We start from the raw sequence: 20,878 nt of genomic DNA, 5'->3' as shown, positions 1-20,878 counted from the left end.
ATGGTTTGTTCGATCGGCCGCTGATGGGCTGATGGCCAGCAGCAGGCCACATACCTGCCGCTGGTGGTTGGCTGTCAGATTCTGAACGTGCCGACCAGGTGCTTGAGGCGGCTGGCTTGCTGTTCCAGGTCGGAGCAGGCGCGCAGTGTGGCCTGCAGGTTTTCCACGCCCTCCTGGTTGAGCATGTTGATCTCGTTGATGTCCATGTTGATCGCCTCGACCACGGCAGTCTGCTCCTCGGTTGCAGTGGCAACCGACTGGTTCATGCCGTCGATCTCGCCGATCCGAACAGTAACGCTGTCCAACCGCTCGCCGGCCTGGTTGGCGATCTGCACGCTTTCGGTGCTGTGACGCTGGCTCTGGTCCATGGTATCGACCGACTCACGGGCGCCCACTTGCAGTTCCTCGATCATGCCCTGTACCTGCTGCGCCGATTCCTGGGTGCGGTGGGCCAGGTTGCGCACCTCATCGGCTACCACCGCAAAGCCGCGGCCGGCTTCACCGGCACGGGCCGCTTCGATGGCCGCGTTCAGAGCCAGCAGGTTGGTCTGCTGGGAAATGCTGGTGATCACCTCGAGAATCTGGCCGATATTCACTGTCTTGCCGTTCAGCGTTTCGATGTGGCCGCTGGAGGTGACGATCAGGTCGGACAGGCGGTTCATGGCGGCAATGCTGCGCTCCACCACCTGCTGGCCCTCTTCGGCCAGCAGCCTGGCCGAGCTGGCGTGCTGCGAGGCCTGGGCGGCATTGCCGGCGATCTCCTGGGCGGCTGCGCCCAGTTCATTGATGGCGGCGGCCACGCTGTTGGTGCGGTTGGATTGCTCGTCGGAGTTGGTCATGGACGAGTTGGAGGCGCTAATCACCCGCAATGCCACTTCGTTGACCTGCTCGGTGGCCGAAGACACCTCGCGGATCGAGGCATGGATGCGCTCGACGAAGCGGTTGAAGGCGGTGCCCAGAATGCCGAATTCGTCGTGGTTGTGAATGCGCAGGCGTTTGGTCAGGTCGCCTTCGCCTTCGGCGATGTCTTCCATGGCGCGGGTCATGGTGTGCAGCGGCTGCAACAGCACGCGGATCAGCAGGCCAAGCAGGCCGATGATAATGACCACCGCCACCACCGTGGCGATCACCGCCGAGGTGCGGAAGGTGGTGAGCATGGCGAAGGCCTTGTCCTTGTCGATCGACAGGCCGATGTACCAGTTGGCCGACGGCAGGCCCGTCACTGGTGTGAAGGTGAGCAGGCGGGTCTGGCCCTCGCTCTGCACCTCGGTGAGGTCTGCGGTCAGTTTGGGTGCGTGTTCGGGGAACAGGTCCGACAGCGACTTCATCACCAGGCCCTGATCAGGGTGCACCAGGATCTTGCCCTGGTCGTTGACCAGGAAGGCGTAGCCCATGCCGCCGAAGTTCAGCGAATTGATGATCTGCACCAGGCCGTCCAGGGCCAGGTCACCGCCCACCACACCAACGTCGTTGGCGACCTTGCTCAGGATGCCGATAACCATCTTGTTGGTGGTCATGTCGATATAGGGCTCGGTCAGCATGGCCCCGCTGGCGTTCATGCCGTCCTTGTACCAGGGGCGGGTGCGGGGGTCGTAGCCGTCCGGCATCTTCGCGTCCGGGCGCACGCTGAAGCCACCGTCTACCTTGCCCAGGTACACCGTTAGAAAACTGGACACCAGGGCATTCTGCCCCATCAGCGTTTCGGCACTGGCCGGCTGCTGGGCAATGTTCTGTGCCAGGTTTTCCACCAGTTTGATACGGCCCTCGAACAAACTGCGGATGTTGGTCGACGTGGATGCGCCCATTTCAGCCAGGTAGTTCTGAAGGTCCTCGCGAATCGCATTACGCTGCAGGTAATCGTTGTAGAGGGTAAAAAGGCTGAAGGCGAGTATCACGATCAGTGAGGCTGCCAATAGAATCTTGTGGCTGAAACGAAGGCTTTTGTTCATGGCGTTATCGATTCCGCTAAGGTGTTGTATCAGGTGTTCGCACCTGTCGAGCACAGCGAGTGCAACATCCCGAAAAGTCCCTTTTCGGTTTTTTCTCTCTATGTAAGGCAAATATCACCCCGAGGTATCGGCCGACCCCAGGCAAAGCTTGAGCAGAGGATTAAACAGATGTCGGAATCTTCAACCATCGTTGTAGGGGCTGGGCTAGACGGCCTGCCGGTCGGGCAGGCGCTGAAGCTGGCCAACCGTCATGGCCTGGTGGCGGGCGCCACAGGTACTGGCAAGACCGTGACCCTGCAGCATCTGGCCGAGGCCTTCAGTGACGCCGGTGTCGCCGTGTTCGCCGCTGACGTTAAAGGTGACCTGTGCGGGCTGGGGGCGGCCGGTGCGCCGCAGGGCAAGGTGGCCGAACGTATCGCCGGCATGCCCTGGCTGCACTACCTGCCGCAGGCGTATCCGGTCAGCCTGTGGGACATTGCCGGCAAGACCGGCCACCCCCTGCGTACCACGTTGACCGAGATGGGCCCATTGCTGCTTGGCAACCTGCTGGATCTAACCGATAGCCAGCAGGCCGCACTGTACGCCGCGTTCAAGGTGGCTGACCGGGAAGGGCTGCTGCTGCTGGACCTCAAGGACCTGAAGGCGCTGCTCGCGCACCTCAAGGACAACCCGCAACTGCTGGGTGAAGACAGCGCGTTGGTGACCATTGCCTCTACCCAGGCGTTGTTGCGCCGGTTGGCCACGCTGGAGCAGCAGGGTGCCGAGACATTGTTCGGCGAGCCGGCCTTGCAACTGGACGACCTGTTGCAGCCGGCTGCAGGTGGTAAGGGCCGCATCCACCTGCTTGATGCCAGCCGCCTGGTGCACGAGGCCCCCAAGGTCTACGCGACTTTTCTGTTGTGGTTGTTGGCCGAGCTGTTCGAGCAATTGCCGGAGCGAGGGGATGCCGACAAGCCGGTCCTGGCGCTGTTCTTCGATGAAGCCCACCTGCTGTTCAAGGGCACACCCAAGGCGTTGCAAGACCGGCTGGAGCAGGTGGTGCGGCTGATTCGCTCCAAGGGGGTGGGGGTGTATTTCGTGACCCAATCCCCTGCAGACCTGCCGGACGCTGTGCTGGCCCAGCTGGGCCTGCGTATCCAGCATGGGCTGCGTGCCTACACCGCCAAGGAGCAGAAGGCGCTGCGGGCGGTGGCCGAGGGCTTTCGCCCGAACCCGGCCTTCGATGCCCTGGCGGCATTGACCGAACTGGGTATTGGCGAGGCGCTGGTGGGCACATTGGAAGAAAAGGGCACGCCTGCCACGGTGCAGCGCGTACTCATAGCGCCACCCCAGTCCCGTATCGGGCCGCTGAGTGACGCTGAGCGCGCTGCCCTGATCGCGGGTTCTCCCTTGCTCGGGCGTTACGACAAGCCCGTGGACAGGGAGTCTGCCTATGAGCTGCTGACGCAGCGCAAGGGCGAGGCGGTAGAGCCTGCGCCGCAGCCCAAGGCCGACGAAAGCAGTTTTGCCGACAAGGCGGGTGAGTTTTTGCAGGGTGCGGCAGGGCAGGCGATCAAGTCGGCGATGCGCCAGGCGGCCAACCAGATTGGGCGGCAATTGGTGCGCGGCTTGATGGGGTCGTTGCTGGGCGGGAAGAAGAAGTAGCGGGTAACCGCCTGTGTGGGTGCAGGAGCCAGGGCGGCTCCTGCACCTGGCACTTTAGCTGAGCGCTTTGGAGGCCAGCCAGAACAGGCCGGCGGCCAGGCCCATGGACGCTGGCAGGGTGAGCACCCAGGCCAGCAGGATGGTTTTCACCGTGCCGCCCTGCAAGCCGCTTTTGTTGGCGACCATGGTGCCGGCCACACCGGACGACAGCACGTGGGTGGTCGATACCGGCAGGGCGAACACGTTGGCCATGCCGATGGCGCAGGCTGCGGTGATCTGGGCCGACATGCCCTGGGCATAGGTCATGCCCTGCTTGCCGATTTTTTCACCCACGGTAAGCACCACGCGTTTCCAGCCGACCATGGTGCCCAGGCCGAGGGCCAGTGCCACCGCCACGATCACCCAGAACGGTGCGTATTCGGTGGTGGCGGTCAGGTCTTTACGCAGTTTTTCCAGGTCTGCTTTTTCGCGGGCGTCCAGCCCTGGCAACTTGCCGACCTTTTTCGCCGTGTCGTCCAGGCACAGCAGGTAGCGACGCACTTCGACGCGCTTGTCGGCGTCCAGTGCCCGGTAGTCGGTCACGCCCTGCAGGGAAGACTGCAGCGCCGCGATGGTCGGTTCGGTCTGCTGCGGGTTGCAGCTGAATTTCTCCGGCAGGTCACTGGCCTTGGCTTTGCCCAGTGCCAGGAACTCGCCCAGGGTGGCGGCGTTGCGCTGGTAGAACTGGCTCATGTGCAGCGTCGCGTCACGGGTACGCTCGATCTGGTAGGTGGTGCTGTTCAGGTCGAGCACGAACTTGGCCGGGACGATGCCGATCAGCACCAGCATGATCAGGCCAATGCCTTTCTGGCCATCGTTGGAGCCGTGCACGAAGCTCACGCCCATGGCTGAGATCACCAGCACCAGGCGGTTCCAGAAGGGCGGGTGTTTCTTGTCGTCGAGCTTGCGGCGCTGTTCAGGCGTCTTGTGCATCTTCGACAGCGGGCGCCACCATTTCAGGCCGATCAGCACCAGTGCGGCAACGGCGAAGCCGGCGATGGGGGAGACCACCAGCGACATGGCAATGTCGATAGCCTTCTGCCAGTTGACGCCATCACCCAGCGGGATGTCGTTGATCAGGGCATTGGCCAGCCCTACGCCCAGAATGGAGCCGATCAGGGTATGCGAGCTGGAGGCCGGAATGCCGAAGTACCAGGTACCCAGGTTCCAGGTGATGGCTGCCGCCAGTAACGAGAAGACCATGGCCAGGCCATGCCCGGTGTTCACATTGATCAGCAGCTCGACCGGAAGCAGGTGGACGATGGCATACGCCACCCCGACCCCGCCCAGCAGCACGCCGAGGAAGTTGAACACCCCGGAGAAGAACACGGCGAGGTGTGGCGGCATGGCTTTGGTATAGATGACGGTGGCTACCGCGTTGGCGGTGTCATGAAAGCCATTGATGAACTCGAAGGCGAGCACGAAGGTGAGGGCGAGCAGCAGGCTCACCAATACCCAGGCATCCAGTCCGCTGAATAAATCGATCATGAAGGTTGTCTGGCGGTCATAGGGGGGCCGGATTATGCCAGAAAACCTTGGCAATCGATGCACCCGTTACGCACGGTTCATCCCCTCCTGGCGGCTTTCACCCCACTGCCCGGCGGCGAGCAACTAAAAGCATCAGCTCATAAAAACGCTTAAAGGCAGCGATTGCCTCCGAAAACGCCATGAAAAGATCGATCTAGATCAATTCAAACGTTTGTATGAAATTTGTGTAATTCCATTTCATGATCAGCGGGCGCAGCTTCTGCGCCCCTTGCCCAGGCGTGCCGGGCAAGGGGCTTTATCAACTGCGCTACGGGGAATCTTCGCTGCGCAGTTCTTTTTCCATGCGCTCGAGTTCCTGGTTGAACGCTTGATCCTGAACAGTGGCACGTTTGCGCCAAGGTTTGCGTTCGGGTTCTGTTTGCGCGGCGTAGGTCGTGACCTCGCCACCGTATACATCCTTGTAACGTTCTGCCTGGCGCTCGAGTTCTGCGCGCAGTTCTTCTTTCGTCACATGCAGTACCTGAATGAGTGTAATAACCGCGGAGTGCGTGGTCCCGCGTACCGGTAAGCGGCCGCTGGAACAGGCACAGTATATCAATAGGAAGTTTGCCAACCATCGTGACATGCAGGGCGCATGCAAAGGTGGCGCAGGCGAGATCAAACTGGCCCTTGCAGGTTTGAGAACCGGCCAGATGGAAAGTTCGTTGCAGTGCATGTAAAGCGCCGCATGAAAAACGGCCTCGCCCTAGGACGAGGCCGTTGCCTGAGACTTCTACGGTGGGTACCTGACCAGTCTCTCCAAAGAAGCCACAAGTGGCCTGAGAAAGGTATAAGCAAACGTGTCGGCGGTCAATTGCGATTATCGGCCGTTTGTTCGATAATCGCACGAACCGGCGTTTTTTTGAGGTGCGCGATGAGCGATGAACTGTCAGCCAACGATCCTTCCAACCCTGCCTCGGCCCGCGGGGCGACAACAGCGCTGGCGCCACCCATCGTGGCCTCGCCGGCCAAGCGTATTCAGGCCTTTACCGGTGACCCGGATTTCATGACCTCGCTGGCACGGGGGCTTGCTGTGATCCAGGCGTTCCAGGAGCGCAAGCGCCACCTGACCATCGCCCAGATCAGCCACCGCACGGAAATCCCCCGGGCAGCGGTGCGCCGTTGCCTGCACACCCTCATGAAGCTGGGCTACGCCACCACCAATGGGCGTACCTACTCGTTGTTGCCCAAGGTGCTCACCTTGGGCCATGCCTACCTGTCGTCCACGCCGTTGGCGATTTCCGCTCAGCCCTACCTGGACCGGATCAGCGATCAACTGCATGAAGCCGCGAACATGGCCACCCTTGAAGGTGACGACATCCTCTACATCGCGCGGTCAGCCACGGTGGAGCGGCTGATTTCGGTCGACCTGTCCGTGGGCGGTCGCTTGCCAGCCTACTGCACGTCGATGGGGCGTATTCTGCTGGCGGCAATGGACGACACCAGCCTTCGTGAGTACCTGGAGCGCGCTGACCTCAAGCCCCGCACCACGCGCACCTTGCATGATGCCGAATCGCTGTTCGCCTGCATCCAGCAGGTGCGTGCCCAGGGGTGGTGCGTGGTCGATCAGGAGCTTGAGCAGGGCCTGCGTTCGATAGCCGTGCCGGTCTACGATGCCTCCGGGCAGGTGCTGGCGGCATTGAACGTCAGTACCCATGTCGGGCGGGTCACGCGCAGTGAGCTGGAGCAGCGCTTTCTGCCGATTCTACTGGGGGCAAGCCGTGACCTCTGCCATCAGTTGTTTGGCTGACCCTACGTTTGTTGTGCGATAAACGCACAATCTCGCCGGCGGTGAATTGCGCCACCCCGGTTTGCTGATTAATGTCTCTCGCAACGGTCGGCTAAGCCGACCGAACAACAAAAATACAAGAGGCACCTCCCATGCACACTGCCCCCAGGCTGCAGCGGGCCTACCCGTACGCAGTGCCGTTGTCCCCAGGCTGACACAGCGCCCTCCCTTCGCAACTAACGCACTCTGCGCCGAATGCTCGCGTGCAGTGGCCTGGCTGTGCCTCCTTCTGGATAACAACAATGAATCAAGCGCAAACCGGTGTCGGCAAAAGCCTCGACGTCCAGTCACTGATCAATGAACAACCCCTGTCCCGCTACCAGTGGCGGGTCGTGTTGCTGTGTTTCCTCATCGTCTTCCTCGATGGCCTGGACACCGCTGCCATGGGCTTTATCGCCCCGGCGCTGTCCCAGGACTGGGGTATCGACCGCGCCAGCCTCGGGCCAGTGATGAGTGCCGCGTTGATCGGCATGGTATTCGGCGCCCTGGGTTCCGGGCCGTTGGCCGACCGCTTTGGCCGCAAAGGCGTGCTGGTGGGTGCCGTGCTGGTGTTCGGCGGTTTCAGCCTGGCTTCGGCCTATGCCACCGACGTCAATCAACTGCTGGTGCTGCGCTTCCTGACTGGCCTGGGGCTGGGCGCAGGCATGCCGAACGCCACAACGCTGCTGTCTGAATACACCCCTGAGCGGCTCAAGTCGCTGTTGGTGACCAGCATGTTCTGTGGTTTCAACCTGGGCATGGCGGGGGGCGGTTTCATCTCCGCCAAGCTGATCCCGGCCTATGGGTGGCACAGCTTGCTGGTCATCGGCGGTGTACTGCCGCTACTGCTGGCCGTGGTGCTGATGGTGTGGTTGCCGGAATCGGCGCGTTTTCTGGTGGTGCGCAACCGCGGTACGGAAAAGGTGCGCAAAACCCTGGCCCCCATCGCGCCGCGCATCGTGGCCGAGGCGGGCAGTTTCAGCGTGCCGGAGCAGAAGGCCGTGGCGGCGCGCAACGTGTTTGCCGTGATCTTTTCCGGTAGCTACGGGCTGGGTACTGTCCTGCTGTGGCTGACCTACTTCATGGGCCTGGTAATCGTGTACCTGCTGACCAGTTGGTTGCCCACATTGATGCGCGACAGTGGTGCCAGCATGGAGCAGGCCGCGTTCATCGGCGCGCTGTTCCAGTTTGGCGGTGTGCTGAGCGCAGTGGCGGTGGGCTGGGCCATGGACCGCTTCAACCCGCACAAGGTGATTGGCCTGTTCTACCTGCTGGCAGGGGTGTTTGCCTACGCCGTGGGTCAGAGCCTGGGCAATATCACGCTGCTGGCCGTACTGGTGCTGGTTGCCGGTATGTGCGTCAACGGTGCGCAGTCGGCAATGCCATCACTGGCAGCACGCTTCTACCCGACCCAGGGCCGGGCCACGGGGGTGTCGTGGATGCTGGGTATCGGCCGCTTCGGGGCGATTCTGGGGGCGTGGAGCGGGGCGACCCTGTTGGGCCTCGGCTGGACGTTCGAGCAAGTGCTGACTGCACTGCTGGTGCCTGCGGCACTGGCAGCCGTTGCCGTCGTCATCAAAGGCATCGTCAGCCACGCCGACGCCACCTGACAGGCCCAGGGCGGCATCGCAGCCGCCTTTTGGGAGAGATGAACAGAAAGGTAACAAATGGTTCGATAACCGCCCCAATAGTCGATTATCGGATTGTAAGCCCCGGGTCATTCTCCCTAATCTGAACCCCATAGAAACACCCTGACCAGGAGCCTCCAATGGCTACAATTCTCTCGCTCAACGAGGCCGTGAAGCAGTTCGTCCGCGACCTTGAAGCCCGTACCGCTGTGGCCCACGGCCAAGCAGCAGGAGCAGTCTGATGCGCGACGTATACATCTGCGATGCCATTCGCACCCCTATTGGCCGTTTTGGCGGCGCTCTGGCCGCCGTGCGTGCGGACGACCTGGCTGCTGTGCCCCTCAAGGCGCTGATCGAGCGCAACCCTGGCGTGCAGTGGGACCAGTTGGACGAAGTGTTTTTCGGCTGTGCCAACCAGGCCGGTGAAGACAACCGCAACGTGGCGCGCATGGCGCTGCTGCTGGCCGGCCTGCCCGAGAGCATTCCCGGCGTCACCCTGAACCGCCTGTGCGCTTCGGGCATGGATGCCATCGGCACAGCGTTCCGTGCCATTGCCAGCGGCGAGATGGAACTGGCCATTGCCGGCGGCGTGGAGTCGATGTCGCGCGCCCCCTTCGTAATGGGCAAGGCCGAGAGCGGCTACTCGCGCAGCATGAAGCTTGAAGACACCACCATCGGCTGGCGCTTCGTCAACCCGCTGATGAAAAGCCAGTACGGGGTGGACGCCATGCCCGAAACGGCCGACAACGTGGCAGACGATTACCAGGTTTCCCGCGCTGACCAGGATGCCTTCGCCGTGCGCAGCCAACAGAAGGCTGCAGCCGCCCAGGCTGCCGGGTTCTTCGCCGAAGAGATTGTGCCGGTGCGCATTGCTGGCAGAAAGGGTGAAACCGTGGTCGAGCAGGACGAGCACCTGCGCCCGGACACCACCCTGGAAACCCTGGCCCGCTTGAAACCGGTCAATGGCCCGGACAAAACCGTCACGGCAGGCAACGCTTCGGGGGTCAACGATGGTGCGGCGGCGTTGATCCTGGCATCGGCAGAGGCGGTCGAGAAGCATGGCCTTACCCCACGTGCCCGGGTACTGGGCATGGCCAGTGCCGGTGTGGCGCCGCGTGTCATGGGTATCGGTCCGGTGCCTGCAGTTCGCAAGCTGACCGAGCGGCTGGGGGTGGCGGTGAGCGATTTCGACGTCATTGAGCTCAATGAAGCCTTTGCCAGCCAGGGCCTGGCGGTGTTGCGCGAGTTGGGGGTAGCGGACGATGCCCCGCAGGTGAACCCCAACGGTGGCGCGATTGCCCTGGGCCACCCGCTGGGCATGAGTGGTGCACGGCTGGTACTCACGGCCTTGCACCAGCTGGAGAAAAGCGGCGGGCGCAAGGGCCTGGCGACCATGTGCGTAGGCGTAGGGCAAGGCCTGGCGTTGGCCATCGAGCGCGTGTGAAGGGTAGGGGCCTGCTCGCGCACTGTGCGCTGACAGGCCCTTGCTGTTAGACACAGGGCCTATTGGCGGCCACTTGGTGGAACATGTGTGTTACTAGGTATGTCTAGACTTACCTTGTACCCTCCAGGAGCAAAACCCTCATGACCTCAAGCTATTACACCGGTGAAGAGCGCAGCAAGCGCATCTTTGCCATCGTCGGTGCCTCATCAGGCAACCTGGTGGAATGGTTCGACTTCTATGTCTACGCCTTCTGTGCGATCTATTTTGCTCCGGCCTTCTTCCCCTCCGACGACCCTACCGTACAGTTGCTGAACACTGCCGGTGTATTCGCCGCCGGGTTCCTGATGCGCCCGATCGGCGGCTGGATTTTCGGCCGCCTGGCCGACCGGCATGGCCGCAAGAACTCCCTGATGATCTCGGTGCTGATGATGTGCTTCGGTTCCCTGATGATCGCCTGCCTGCCCACCTACGCCAGCATCGGCACATGGGCCCCGGCGCTGCTGTTGCTGGCGCGGCTTATCCAGGGGCTTTCGGTGGGTGGCGAATATGGCACCACGGCCACCTACATGAGCGAGGTGGCCTTGCGCGGGCAGCGTGGTTTCTTCGCCTCGTTCCAGTACGTGACCCTGATCGGCGGCCAGTTGCTGGCTGTGCTGGTGGTGGTGGTCCTGCAGCAGGTGCTGACCGAGGACGAACTGCGCGCCTGGGGCTGGCGCATCCCCTTCGTGGTGGGCTCCATCGCCGCGGTGATTTCGTTGATGCTTCGCCGCTCGCTGCATGAAACCAGCAGCGCCGAAACCCGGCAGGACAAGGACGCAGGCAGCATTCGCGGCCTGTTTGGCAACCACCTGGCGGCATTCATTACCGTGCTGGGCTACACCGCCGGTGGCTCGCTGATCTTCTATACCTTCACCACCTACATGCAGAAATACCTGGTGAACACGGCCGGCATGACCGCGAAGAACGCCAGCTACGTGATGACCGGCGCGCTGTTCCTGTTCATGGTGCTGCAGCCGTTCTTCGGCATGCTTTCCGACCGTATCGGGCGGCGCAATTCCATGCTGCTGTTCGGCGCGTTGGGCACGCTGTTCACGGTGCCGTTGCTGATGGCACTGAAAACCGTCAGCAGCCCGTTCATGGCCTTCGTATTGGTCAGCCTGGCGCTGTGCATCGTCAGTTTCTACACCTCGATCAGCGGCCTGGTTAAGGCCGAGATGTTCCCGCCACAGGTGCGGGCATTGGGCGTGGGGCTGGCCTATGCGGTGGCCAACGCTGCCTTTGGCGGGTCGGCTGAATACGTGGCCCTGGGCCTGAAGACCCTGGGCATGGAAAACACCTTCTACTGGTATGTCACGGCCATGATGGCAATCGCCTTCCTGTTCAGCCTGCGCCTGCCCAAGCAAGCGGAATACTTGCACCACGATCATTAAGGACGTTGCATGACCAACCAGTTGTTCGATGCCTACTTCACCGCGCCGGCCATGCGTGAGGTGTTCTCCGACCGCGGCCGCCTGCAGGGCATGCTCGACTTCGAAGCCGCCCTGGCGCGGGCCGAGGCGGCGGCAGGGCTGGTGCCGCAAAGTGCGGTGGCTGCAATCGAAGCGGCCTGCAAGGCCGAACGCTATGACGTGGGGGCGCTTGCCGAAGCGATCGCCACGGCTGGCAATTCGGCCATCCCACTGGTGAAGGCGCTGGGCAAGGTGATCGCCACGGGTGTACCGGAAGCTGAACGCTACGTGCACCTTGGCGCCACCAGCCAGGACGCCATGGACACTGGCCTGGTGCTGCAGTTGCGCGATGCGTTGGCGCTTGTCGAGGCTGACCTGGCTGCACTGGCCGACACGCTGGCCCGCCAGGCGCTGCTGCACGCCGATACGCCGCTGGTGGGCCGCACCTGGTTGCAGCATGCAACCCCGGTTACCCTCGGCATGAAACTGGCTGGCGTGCTGGGTGCGCTCACACGCCACCGCCAGCGCCTGCAACAGTTACGGCCGCGGTTGCTGGTGCTGCAGTTCGGGGGCGCCTCTGGCAGCCTGGCGGCGTTGGGCAGCAAGGCACTGCCGGTGGCCGAAGGCCTGGCCGAACAGTTGCAACTGACGCTGCCGGAGCAGCCGTGGCACACCCAGCGTGACCGTCTGGTGGAGTTCGCCTCGGTGCTGGGGCTGATCGCCGGTAGCCTGGGCAAGTTCGGGCGTGACGTCAGCCTGCTGATGCAGACCGAGGCGGGGGAGGTGTTCGAGCCTTCCGCACCGGGCAAGGGCGGCTCGTCGACCATGCCGCACAAACGTAACCCGGTGGGCGCTGCTGTGCTGATTGGCGCGGCTACGCGGGTACCGGGCCTGGTTTCGACGCTGTTTGCGGCGATGCCGCAGGAGCACGAACGCAGCCTGGGGCTGTGGCATGCAGAATGGGAAACCCTGCCTGAGATCTGCTGTTTGGTTTCCGGGGCGCTGCGCCAGGCCCAGATCATTGCCCAGGGCATGGAAGTGGACGCCCCGCGCATGCGCCGTAACCTGGACCTGACCCAGGGGCTGGTACTGGCCGAGGCTGTAAGCATCGTGCTGGCCCAGCGGCTTGGCCGCGACAGTGCCCACCATTTGCTGGAGCAGTGCTGCCGCCGTGCGGTCGCCGAGCAGCGCCATTTGCGCGCGGTGCTGGGTGATGAACCGCAGGTCACGGCGCAGTTGTCTGCCGAAGAACTGGACCGCCTGCTCGACCCCGCGCATTACCTGGGCCAGGCCCGGGTGTGGGTAGCGCGTGCTGTGTCCGAACATCAACATTTCACTGCCTGAAGGAGACCGCTGTGGCGCACGTGCAATTGGCCGATGGCGTTTTGAATTACCAGATCGATGGCCCCGAAGCGGCGCCGGTGCTGGTCTTGTCCAACTCGTTGGGTACCGACCTCGGCATGTGGGAGACCCAAATGCCGCTGTGGACCCAACACTTTCGCGTGCTGCGCTACGACACCCGGGGGCATGGCGCATCGTTGGTCACGGCCGGCCCGTACAGTATCGAGCAACTGGGCCGTGACGTGCTGGCCCTGCTGGATGCCTTGGATATCCCGCAAGCGCATTTTGTCGGCCTTTCGATGGGCGGGCTGATCGGGCAGTGGCTGGGCATCAATGCCGGCCAGCGCCTGCGCAGCCTCACCTTGTGCAACACCGCCGCCCAGATCGGCACTGCCGAGGTGTGGAACAGCCGCATCGACACCGTGCTCAAGGGCGGGCAACAGGCGATGGTCGAGCTGCGTGATGCCTCCATCGCCCGCTGGTTCACCCCGGGCTTTGCCCAGGCCCAGCCACAACAGGCGCAGCGCATCTGCCAGATGCTGGCGCAGACCAGCCCGCAAGGCTACGCAGCCAACTGTGCGGCGGTACGTGATGCGGACTTCCGCGAGCAAGTAGGCGGTATCAAGGTGCCTACCCTGATTGTTGCCGGTACCGAGGACGTGGTGACCACGCCAGCCCATGGCCGCTTCATGCAGGCTGCCATCCAGGGTGCCGACTATGCCGAGTTCCCGGCGGCGCACTTGTCCAACGTGGAGATCGGCGAAGCGTTCAGCCGCCGCGTGCTCGACTTTCTGCAGGCTCACTGAGTACTTGACCATGGACGAGAAACAACGTTACGACGCCGGCATGCAGGTACGCCGTGCGGTACTGGGTGATGCCCACGTGGACCGCAGCCTGGAGAAGCTGAACGACTTCAATGGCGAGTTCCAGGAAATGATCACCCGCCACGCCTGGGGCGACATCTGGACCCGCCCGGGCCTGCCACGCCACACCCGCAGCCTGATTACCATCGCTATGCTGATCGGCATGAACCGCAACGACGAGCTGAAACTGCACTTGCGCGCGGCTGCCAACAATGGCGTGACCCGTGACGAAATCAAGGAGGTGCTGATGCAGAGCGCCATCTACTGCGGCATCCCGGCAGCCAATGCCACGTTCCACCTGGCTGAGTCGGTGTGGGATGAGCTGGGCGTGGAATCGCGCGGCTGACCCTTTGGCCGAATGCCGCAGCATGCGATACGCCGTGGGGGGCTGAAGGGTGTTCGCCGTAACAGGGATTGCGCCTATGAGATCGAGCGCCGCGCGGGCGGCGCTCGATCTCACAGGCGAAAAAACCCTCAAGGCAGGCCCCTGGCGGCCCTCACGCTATCTCAATCCGTATCAATGCTGCGCTTTAGGGATGACCGCAGGCCCAGCATGAACGCCGCTTCAGCCACCACGAACAGCGGGCCGATGATCAGGCCGCTGACGTCATCGACGAATGCCGGTTTACGCCCCTCGTAGTAATGCCCCACGAACTGGATCACCCAACCCACCACGAATGCACCCAGGCCGGCCATAAGCCACACTGCGGTAGCCTGCACCGCCAGCGCCTGGCCTACCCACAGGCACAGCCCCAGCAACAGCCCCATCACCAGGCCGAACGGGATATCGAGCCGCAGGTAAAACCAGACAGCAGCCACCACCGCGAGCAGGGCAGGGGACAGCCATACACCGGCTACCTCCCAGCCAGGGCGCGACAGCAGGATGGCCACGGCCAGCACGATCATGGGGATGCCGATGAAATGGGTGGCGATGTTGCGCGGGTCGCGGTGGTAGCTGGCGTACTGGCTCAGGTGCTCGGCGAGGGTTTTCACTGTTGTGCCTCCTGTCGTGCCTGATCGGGATGTTGCTCCCGATATAGCTCAGGATAGCCCCAGGCTCCACCATCATCAGCCAGACGAATGGCGAGCCCGCACCCGGCAAGCGGGGCGGGCCTTGTGCAGCCAGGCACTTACAGGAGGTTGAGGGGGTAACTCACGATCAGCCGGTTCTCATCGAACGCGTTGGTGCTGAAGTCACGGCGCATGGTCGAATTTCGCCATTTCAGCGACAGGTCCTTGAAGGTGCCGGCCTGGATCACGTAGGCGAGTTCCGTCTCACGGGCCCATTCCTTGCCGTCATCTACACGGCCCGCAGTGACGTTGTCACCTTTGATATAGCGGTTCATCAGGGTCAGCCCCGGTACGCCGACAGTGGCGAAGTTGAAGTCATGGCGAACCTGCCACGAGCGCTCCTTGGCATTGTCGAAGCTTGAGTTGTAGCTGTCGTTGGCCAGTGTGCCGCCGCTGGTGCCGTTGACCCGCATCCAGGCGTTGTCGCCGCTGACCTTCTGCAGGCCGACGTAGAAGGTATGGCCTTGGTAGCGTGCCGAGAGCATGGCCGAGGCGGTGCGGTTGTCCAGCTTGCCGGCCCGCTCGGAGCCGTCTTCCTTGCCGATGAAGTAGCCCAGGTTGGCACCCAGGGTCCAGTCGCCCAGCGGCTGGCTGTGCACCAGGTTGAGGTACTGCTGGCGGTAGATGTCCTTGAGCTGGGCATCCCACAGGCCGATCATCGTGCGCTTGTCGTTGAAGGTGTACTCACCACCGGCGAAGTTGAAGCGGTCAGAGGTGATGGCGGCGCGGCCGGTGAGCGACATGTCGTCCATGCTCGCATCGTTGCGCGGGCTGTTGCCGCGGAACTGCCCGGCGTACAGGGTCAGCCCAGCGATTTCCTTCGAGGTCAGCTGGCCGCCACGGAAGGTCTGGGGCAACGAGCGGCCATCGTCCGAGCGCAGGATCGGCAGCACCGGCATCCACTCACCGACTTTCAGTTCGGTCTGGGACAGCTTGGCCTTCAGCGCTACCCCAAGCCTGCCGAAGTCGTCGGCCGGGCGGCCGTCATCGTGCACCGGCAGCAGTTGAGTGTTGGTGGTACCCCTGCCACCGTCGAGCTTGACCGAGTACAGCCCCAGTACATCCACACCGAAGCCGATAGTGCCCTGAGTGAAGCCGGAACGGGCATCCAGAATGAAGCTTTGCGTCCATTCCTCGGCCTTGCCCTGAGCATGTGCAGGGTCGACGAAATTGCGGTTGATGTAGAAGTTGCGCAGGTTGAGAGTGGCCTTGGCGTCCTCCATGAACCCCCCTTCGGCGGCGTACAGAGGGAAAGCGCAGGACATGGCCAACAGGCCGGGCAGCAGCTGGCGTGCGGGTGGCAAAGTGCTCATGTGTCGTGGATCTCTTGTTTTTATGGGCGAATCGGTGCCTTGCAGGCGCAGGCCGGCTGAGGCGGTCGGTATTCCGTAAACCGGGGCAACGTTGCGTGGGGAAGATGGTGCGGGGTGGTGCGGGGGAGAGGCAATTCGCCGCAGACGGAATGGGGCGATAATCGAACGGAATGTTCCAGTTAGTTAATTGTTGTACGCAAGCGCGGCGGGCGCCACGCCTGCGTACAACAACGGCGTCAGCCTTGGGGCGTTTGCACCGCCGCTTGCTGGTTGGCCTGGCCAGTGCGCTCATACCAACCGCCGCCCAGCGCTTTGTACAGGTTGACCTCGCTGGTCAGCTGCGAAAGGCGGTCACCGATCAGCGCTTGCTGGGCACTGAACAGGTTGCGTTGTGCATCGAGGTAGGTCAGGTTGCTGTCGATGCCGATGCGGTAGCGGCGCTCGGCCAGGCGGTAGTAATCCTGGTTGGCCTGCACCAGGTCACGTTGCGCCTGCAATTGCTCTTCGAAGGTCTTGCGCGCCGCCAGGCCATCAGAGACTTCCTGGAAGGCGGTCTGGATGGTCTTTTCGTACTTCGCGACGTTGATGTCCTTCTGGATCTTCGAGTAATCCAGGCTGGCCCGGAGGCTGCCGGCGTTGAAGATCGGCAGGTTGATCTGTGGCTGGAACAACCAGGTGCCCGAACCGCCCTTGAACAGCCCGCCCATGTCAGGGCTGAGCGTGCCCGCGTTGGCGGTCAGGCTGATGCTCGGGAAGAACGCAGCCCGCGCGGCGCCGATGTTGGCGTTGGCGGCCTTGAGCAGGTGCTCGGCCTCCTGGATGTCCGGGCGCCGCTGCAGCAGGTCTGAAGGCAGGCCAGCCGGCACGTCGGCCAACTGATCGGCATCCAGCTTGAGCGGCTCAGGCAGGTTGTTCGGGATACCGGTGCCCAGCAGCACGGTGAGGCTGTTCACATCCTGGGCAACCAGGCGCTGGTACTGGGAATACTTCACCCGCGCGCCCTCGACGGCGGTGCGTGCCTGGCTCAGGTCCAGTGCCGATGCCACGCCCACTTCGTTGCTGCGGCGCGTGAGGTTGAAGCTTTCCTGGTAGTTCTTGAGGGTGTCCTCAGTCAGCTTGAACAGGGCCTGGTCGGCCTGCCAGGTGTAATAGGCATTGGCCACGCTGGCCACCAGGCTGATCTGCGTGGAGCGCCGTGCCTGCTCGCTGGACAGGTACGTTTCCAGAGCCTGTTCGGAAAGGCTGCGAACACGGCCGAACAGGTCCAGTTCGTAGGCGCTCACACCCAGCGTGGCCGAGTACTGGCTGGTGATGGCCGACTGACCCGTCTGCGACATGTTGGCCGGCAGGCGCTGGCGGTTACCGCTGCCGGTGGCCGACACCGCCGGGAACAGGTCGGCGCGCTGGATGCGGTATTGCGCACGGTAGGCGTCGATGTTCAGTGCTGCCACACGCAGGTCGCGGTTGTTCACCAGCGCGGTCTGGATCAACTGCTGCAGCGCTGGGTCGTTGAAGAACTGACGCCAGCCTTGTTCGGCGGCGGCAACGTTGGCCGACTGGGTTGGCGAGTACGCCGGACCTTGTGGCCACTGGGCAGCCACCGGTGCTTCCGGGGTTTTGTAATCGGGGATAAGCGAGCAGCCGCCAAGCACGAGAGCGGTAACTGCCAGGGACAACAAAGACTTGGTCATTGCCCAGCCTCATAACGTGGGGTTTCAGGGGTATCGTCTTTTTTCGGCTCTTTGCTGCCGAACAGCGACGACACTGCGACGAAGAATAGCGGTACCCAGAAGATCGCCAGTACGGTGGCGCTGATCATGCCGCCGATCACGCCAGTACCGATGGCGTGCTGGCTGCCGGCCCCGGCGCCGCTGGCGATGGTCAACGGTACCACGCCCAGAATGAACGCCAGCGAGGTCATGATGATCGGGCGCAGACGCATGCGGCAGGCCTCGATGGCGGCGTCATACAGGCTGCGGCCCTGTTCGTGCAGTTCCTTGGCGAACTCGACGATCAGAATGGCGTTTTTCGCCGCCAGACCGATGGTGGTCAACAGGCCCACCAGGAAGTACACGTCGTTGGACAGCCCGCGCAGGCTGGTGGCGATCAGCGCACCGATGATACCCAGCGGCACCACCAGCACCACCGCGATAGGGATCGACCAGCTTTCGTACAGCGCTGCCAGGCACAGGAACACGAACAGTACCGAGAGGGCGAACAAGGCCGGCATCTGCGAACCGGACAGTTTTTCCTCGTAGGACATGCCGGTCCAGGCGAAGCCGACACCGCTTGGCAGCTCGCCGGCAATCCGCTCGACCTCGGCCATGGCCTCACCCGTGCTGTAGCCAGGGGCCGGGGCACCGAGGATCTCCATGGCCTCTACACCGTTGTAGCGCGACAGCTTGGGCGAACCGTAGGTCCATTCACCCTTGGCGAACGAGGAGAACGGGACCATTTCGCCTGCGCCATTGCGCACGTACCACTTCTGCAGGTCTTCCGGGCTCATGCGGGCATTCGCCTCACCCTGGATGTACACCTTCTTGACCCGGCCGCGGTCGATGAAGTCGTTGACGTAGCTGGCGCCCAAGGCAATCGACAGGGTGTTGTTGATGTCGGAGATGGTCACGCCCAGGGCGCTGGCACGTTCGTCATCGATGGTCAGCTGGTACTGCGGCTCATCGTTCAGGCCGTTGGGGCGCACGCCGGCGAGGATCTTGCTTTGCGACGCCTTGGCCAGGAACTGGTTGCGCGCCTCCATCAGCTTGGCGTGGCCGACGCCACCACGGTCCTGCAGGAACACGTCGAAGCCGGTGGCGTTACCCAGCTCGAGCACGGCAGGCGGGGCGAAGGCGAACACCATCGCGTCACGGAAGCTGAAGAAGTGCTGCTGGGCACGCTGGGCCAGGCCGAACACGCTGTTTTCGGCCGAACGCTCACCCCACGGCTTGAGCATGATGAACGCCATGCCCGAGCTCTGGCCACGGCCGGCGAAGTTGAAGCCGTTGACGGTGAACACCGACGATACCGTGTCCGCTTCGTCCTTGAGCAGGTACTCGCGCATCTGGTCGACCACCGCCTGGGTGCGCTCGGCACTGGAACCGGCCGGGGTCTGTACCTGGGCAAACAGTACGCCCTGGTCTTCTTCAGGCAGGAACGCCGTTGGAATGCGCGTGAACAGCCAGATCATGCCCACCACGATGAGTGCATAGGCCAGCAGGAACGGAATCTTGTTGCGCAGGATGGCGCCCACGCTGCGCTCGTAGCCGTTCACGCTACGGTCGAAGTTGCGGTTGAACCAGCCGAAGAAGCCACCTTTGGCCACGTGGTGCTCGCCCTTTTTCAGCGGCTTGAGCATGGTGGCGCAAAGGGCCGGGGTGAACACCAGCGCCACCAGCACCGAGAGGCCCATGGCCGAGACGATGGTGATGGAGAACTGCCGGTAGATTACCCCGGTGGAGCCGCCGAAGAAGGCCATGGGCAGCAATACCGCCGACAGCACCAGGGCGATACCCACCAGGGCCCCCTGGATCTGCTCCATCGAACGCTTGGTCGCCTCCTTGGGCGGCAAGCCTTCCTCGGACATGACCCGCTCGACGTTCTCGACCACGACGATGGCGTCGTCCACCAGCAGGCCGATGGCCAGCACCATGGCGAACATGGTCAGGGTGTTGATGCTGAACCCCGCTGCGGCAAGGATGCCGAAGGTGCCCAGCAACACCACCGGTACCGTCATGGTGGTGATGATGGTGGCGCGGAAGTTCTGCAGGAACAGGTACATCACCAGGAACACCAGGACCACGGCTTCGATCAGGGTGTGGATAACCCCGCTGATCGATTCGGTGACCACCGGCGTGGTGTCATAGGGGAATACGGCCTTGACCCCCGGCGGGAAGAACGGCTCTAGGTCGGCAATGGTCTGGCGCAGTGCCTTGGCAGTGTCCAGGGCGTTGGCGCCGGTGGCCAGCTTGACCGCAAGGCCCGACGCCGGCTTGCCGTTGAACTGGGCACTGACGGCGTAGTTTTCACCACCCAGGCCAACGTCTGCGACGTCGCCCAGGCGTACCTGAGAGCCATCGCTGTTGACCTTGAGCAGAATCTTCTCGAACTGCTCGGCGGTTTGCAGGCGGGTCTTGCCGATGATGGTGGCGTTCAGCTGGGTACCCGGCATGGCCGGCAAGCCGCCAAGCTGGCCGGAGGAAACCTGCACGTTCTGCGCGGCCACGGCGGTTTTAACGTCCACCGGGGTCAGCTGGAACTTGTTCAGCTTGGCCGGATCCAGCCAGATGCGCATGGCGTACTGCGCGCCGAACACCTGGAAGTCGCCCACACCTGCGGTCCGTGAGATCGGGTCCTGCATGTTGGAGACGATGTAGTTGGCCAGGTCGTCCTTGGTCATGCTGCCGTCTTCGGACACCAGGCCGATCACCAGCAGGAAGTTCTTCACTGCCTTGGTGACGCGGATACCCTGCTGCTGCACTTCCTGCGGCAACAGGGGCGTGGCCAGGTTCAGCTTGTTCTGAACCTGAACCTGCGCGGTGTCAGCGTTGGTGCCCTGTTCGAAGGTGGCCGTGATGGTCATGCTGCCGTCTGAGTTGCTTTCAGACGACACGTACCGCAGGTTGTCGATACCGTTGAGCTGCTGCTCGATCACCTGCACCACGGTGTCCTGCACGGTCTGCGCGGAGGCGCCCGGGTAGGTCACGGCGATGGCGATGGCCGGTGGCGCGATACTGGGGTACTGGTTGATCGGCAGCTTCAGGATCGACAGGGCGCCGACCAGCATGATCACCAAGGCGATCACCCAGGCGAAGATCGGGCGATCAATAAAGAACTTCGACATGGT

At 63.0% G+C, this 20,878-nt stretch carries 14 protein-coding genes and 2 pseudogenes; 8 read left to right on the top strand and 8 right to left on the bottom strand.

Features of this window, described 5'->3' with window-relative positions:
• Positions 1-74: 74 nt before the first annotated feature.
• Together PPA02S_RS23660 and PPA02S_RS23655 are read right to left on the bottom strand one after the other, a co-directional pair.
• Positions 75-671, bottom strand: a pseudogene (locus PPA02S_RS23660) (methyl-accepting chemotaxis protein); the annotation flags it as partial.
• Between the two features lie 258 nt (positions 672-929).
• Positions 930-1,805: pseudogene (locus tag PPA02S_RS23655) on the bottom strand (HAMP domain-containing protein); the annotation flags it as partial.
• A gap of 312 nt (positions 1,806-2,117) precedes the next feature.
• Here PPA02S_RS23655 and PPA02S_RS13980 point away from each other — a divergent pair.
• Entirely contained in the window at positions 2,118-3,593 is a 1,476-nt protein-coding gene (locus PPA02S_RS13980) for a helicase HerA-like domain-containing protein (protein ID WP_028635120.1), read from the top strand.
• Between the two features lie 54 nt (positions 3,594-3,647).
• Here the strand turns inward: PPA02S_RS13980 and PPA02S_RS13975 are convergent, their stop codons facing one another.
• Both PPA02S_RS13975 and PPA02S_RS13970 read right to left on the bottom strand, forming a co-directional pair.
• Positions 3,648-5,120 carry an inorganic phosphate transporter gene (locus tag PPA02S_RS13975; RefSeq protein WP_028635119.1) on the bottom strand — a complete coding sequence of 491 codons (1,473 nt, stop codon included), beginning with the start codon at positions 5,118-5,120 and terminating at the stop codon, positions 3,648-3,650.
• A 307-nt stretch (positions 5,121-5,427) separates the two neighbouring features.
• The gene (locus tag PPA02S_RS13970; RefSeq protein WP_028635118.1) at positions 5,428-5,631 is read right to left on the bottom strand and encodes a hypothetical protein; all 204 of its coding nucleotides are present in this window, start codon (positions 5,629-5,631) and stop codon (positions 5,428-5,430) included.
• 402 nt (positions 5,632-6,033) lie between these two features.
• Here PPA02S_RS13970 and pcaR point away from each other — a divergent pair, with 402 nt between their 5' ends.
• The 7 genes from pcaR to pcaC all read left to right on the top strand — a co-directional run bounded on the left by pcaR (position 6,034) and on the right by pcaC (position 13,997).
• Positions 6,034-6,909, top strand: a complete 876-nt coding sequence (gene pcaR, locus PPA02S_RS13965) for a pca regulon transcriptional regulator PcaR (RefSeq protein ID WP_028635117.1) — start codon at positions 6,034-6,036, stop codon at positions 6,907-6,909.
• A gap of 281 nt (positions 6,910-7,190) precedes the next feature.
• Positions 7,191-8,537, top strand: coding sequence for a 4-hydroxybenzoate transporter PcaK (gene pcaK, locus PPA02S_RS13960; protein WP_028635116.1), 1,347 nt, complete (start codon positions 7,191-7,193; stop codon positions 8,535-8,537).
• Between the two features lie 256 nt (positions 8,538-8,793).
• Positions 8,794-9,999 carry a 3-oxoadipyl-CoA thiolase gene (gene pcaF / locus PPA02S_RS13955; protein ID WP_174435885.1) on the top strand — a complete coding sequence of 402 codons (1,206 nt, stop codon included), beginning with the start codon at positions 8,794-8,796 and terminating at the stop codon, positions 9,997-9,999.
• A gap of 140 nt (positions 10,000-10,139) precedes the next feature.
• Complete coding sequence (locus PPA02S_RS13950) at positions 10,140-11,429, top strand: MFS family transporter (protein ID WP_028635114.1); 1,290 nt, start codon at positions 10,140-10,142, stop codon at positions 11,427-11,429.
• 9 nt (positions 11,430-11,438) lie between these two features.
• The gene (locus PPA02S_RS13945; RefSeq protein WP_028635113.1) at positions 11,439-12,791 is read left to right on the top strand and encodes a 3-carboxy-cis,cis-muconate cycloisomerase; all 1,353 of its coding nucleotides are present in this window, start codon (positions 11,439-11,441) and stop codon (positions 12,789-12,791) included.
• Positions 12,792-12,802: 11 nt separating this feature from the next.
• Positions 12,803-13,594 carry a 3-oxoadipate enol-lactonase gene (gene pcaD, locus PPA02S_RS13940; RefSeq protein ID WP_028635112.1) on the top strand — a complete coding sequence of 264 codons (792 nt, stop codon included), beginning with the start codon at positions 12,803-12,805 and terminating at the stop codon, positions 13,592-13,594.
• A 10-nt stretch (positions 13,595-13,604) separates the two neighbouring features.
• Positions 13,605-13,997: a 4-carboxymuconolactone decarboxylase gene (pcaC, locus tag PPA02S_RS13935; protein ID WP_028635111.1), complete on the top strand. Its 393-nt coding sequence runs from the start codon at positions 13,605-13,607 to the stop codon at positions 13,995-13,997.
• A gap of 161 nt (positions 13,998-14,158) precedes the next feature.
• Here the strand turns inward: pcaC and PPA02S_RS13930 are convergent, their stop codons facing one another.
• From PPA02S_RS13930 to ttgB, 4 genes are all read right to left on the bottom strand, one after another.
• Positions 14,159-14,644 carry an Mpo1 family 2-hydroxy fatty acid dioxygenase gene (locus PPA02S_RS13930; protein ID WP_028635110.1) on the bottom strand — a complete coding sequence of 162 codons (486 nt, stop codon included), beginning with the start codon at positions 14,642-14,644 and terminating at the stop codon, positions 14,159-14,161.
• Between the two features lie 137 nt (positions 14,645-14,781).
• On the bottom strand, positions 14,782-16,035 hold the full coding sequence (locus tag PPA02S_RS13925; RefSeq protein ID WP_028635109.1) for an OprD family porin: 1,254 nt from the start codon (positions 16,033-16,035) through the stop codon (positions 14,782-14,784).
• 236 nt (positions 16,036-16,271) lie between these two features.
• Entirely contained in the window at positions 16,272-17,726 is a 1,455-nt protein-coding gene (locus tag PPA02S_RS13920; protein ID WP_028635108.1) for an AdeC/AdeK/OprM family multidrug efflux complex outer membrane factor, read from the bottom strand.
• Positions 17,723-20,875 (bottom strand): multidrug efflux RND transporter permease subunit TtgB, encoded by a 3,153-nt coding sequence (gene ttgB, locus PPA02S_RS13915; RefSeq protein WP_028635107.1) that lies wholly within the window; start codon positions 20,873-20,875, stop codon positions 17,723-17,725. Before ttgB ends, PPA02S_RS13920 begins: the two co-directional genes overlap by 4 nt.
• Between the last annotated feature and the right edge of the window lie 3 nt (positions 20,876-20,878).

This window comes from Pseudomonas parafulva NBRC 16636 = DSM 17004 (genome assembly GCF_000730645.1).
Classification (GTDB): Bacteria; Pseudomonadota; Gammaproteobacteria; order Pseudomonadales; family Pseudomonadaceae; genus Aquipseudomonas; species Aquipseudomonas parafulva.
This window is presented reverse-complemented; position numbering and strand designations above follow the sequence as displayed.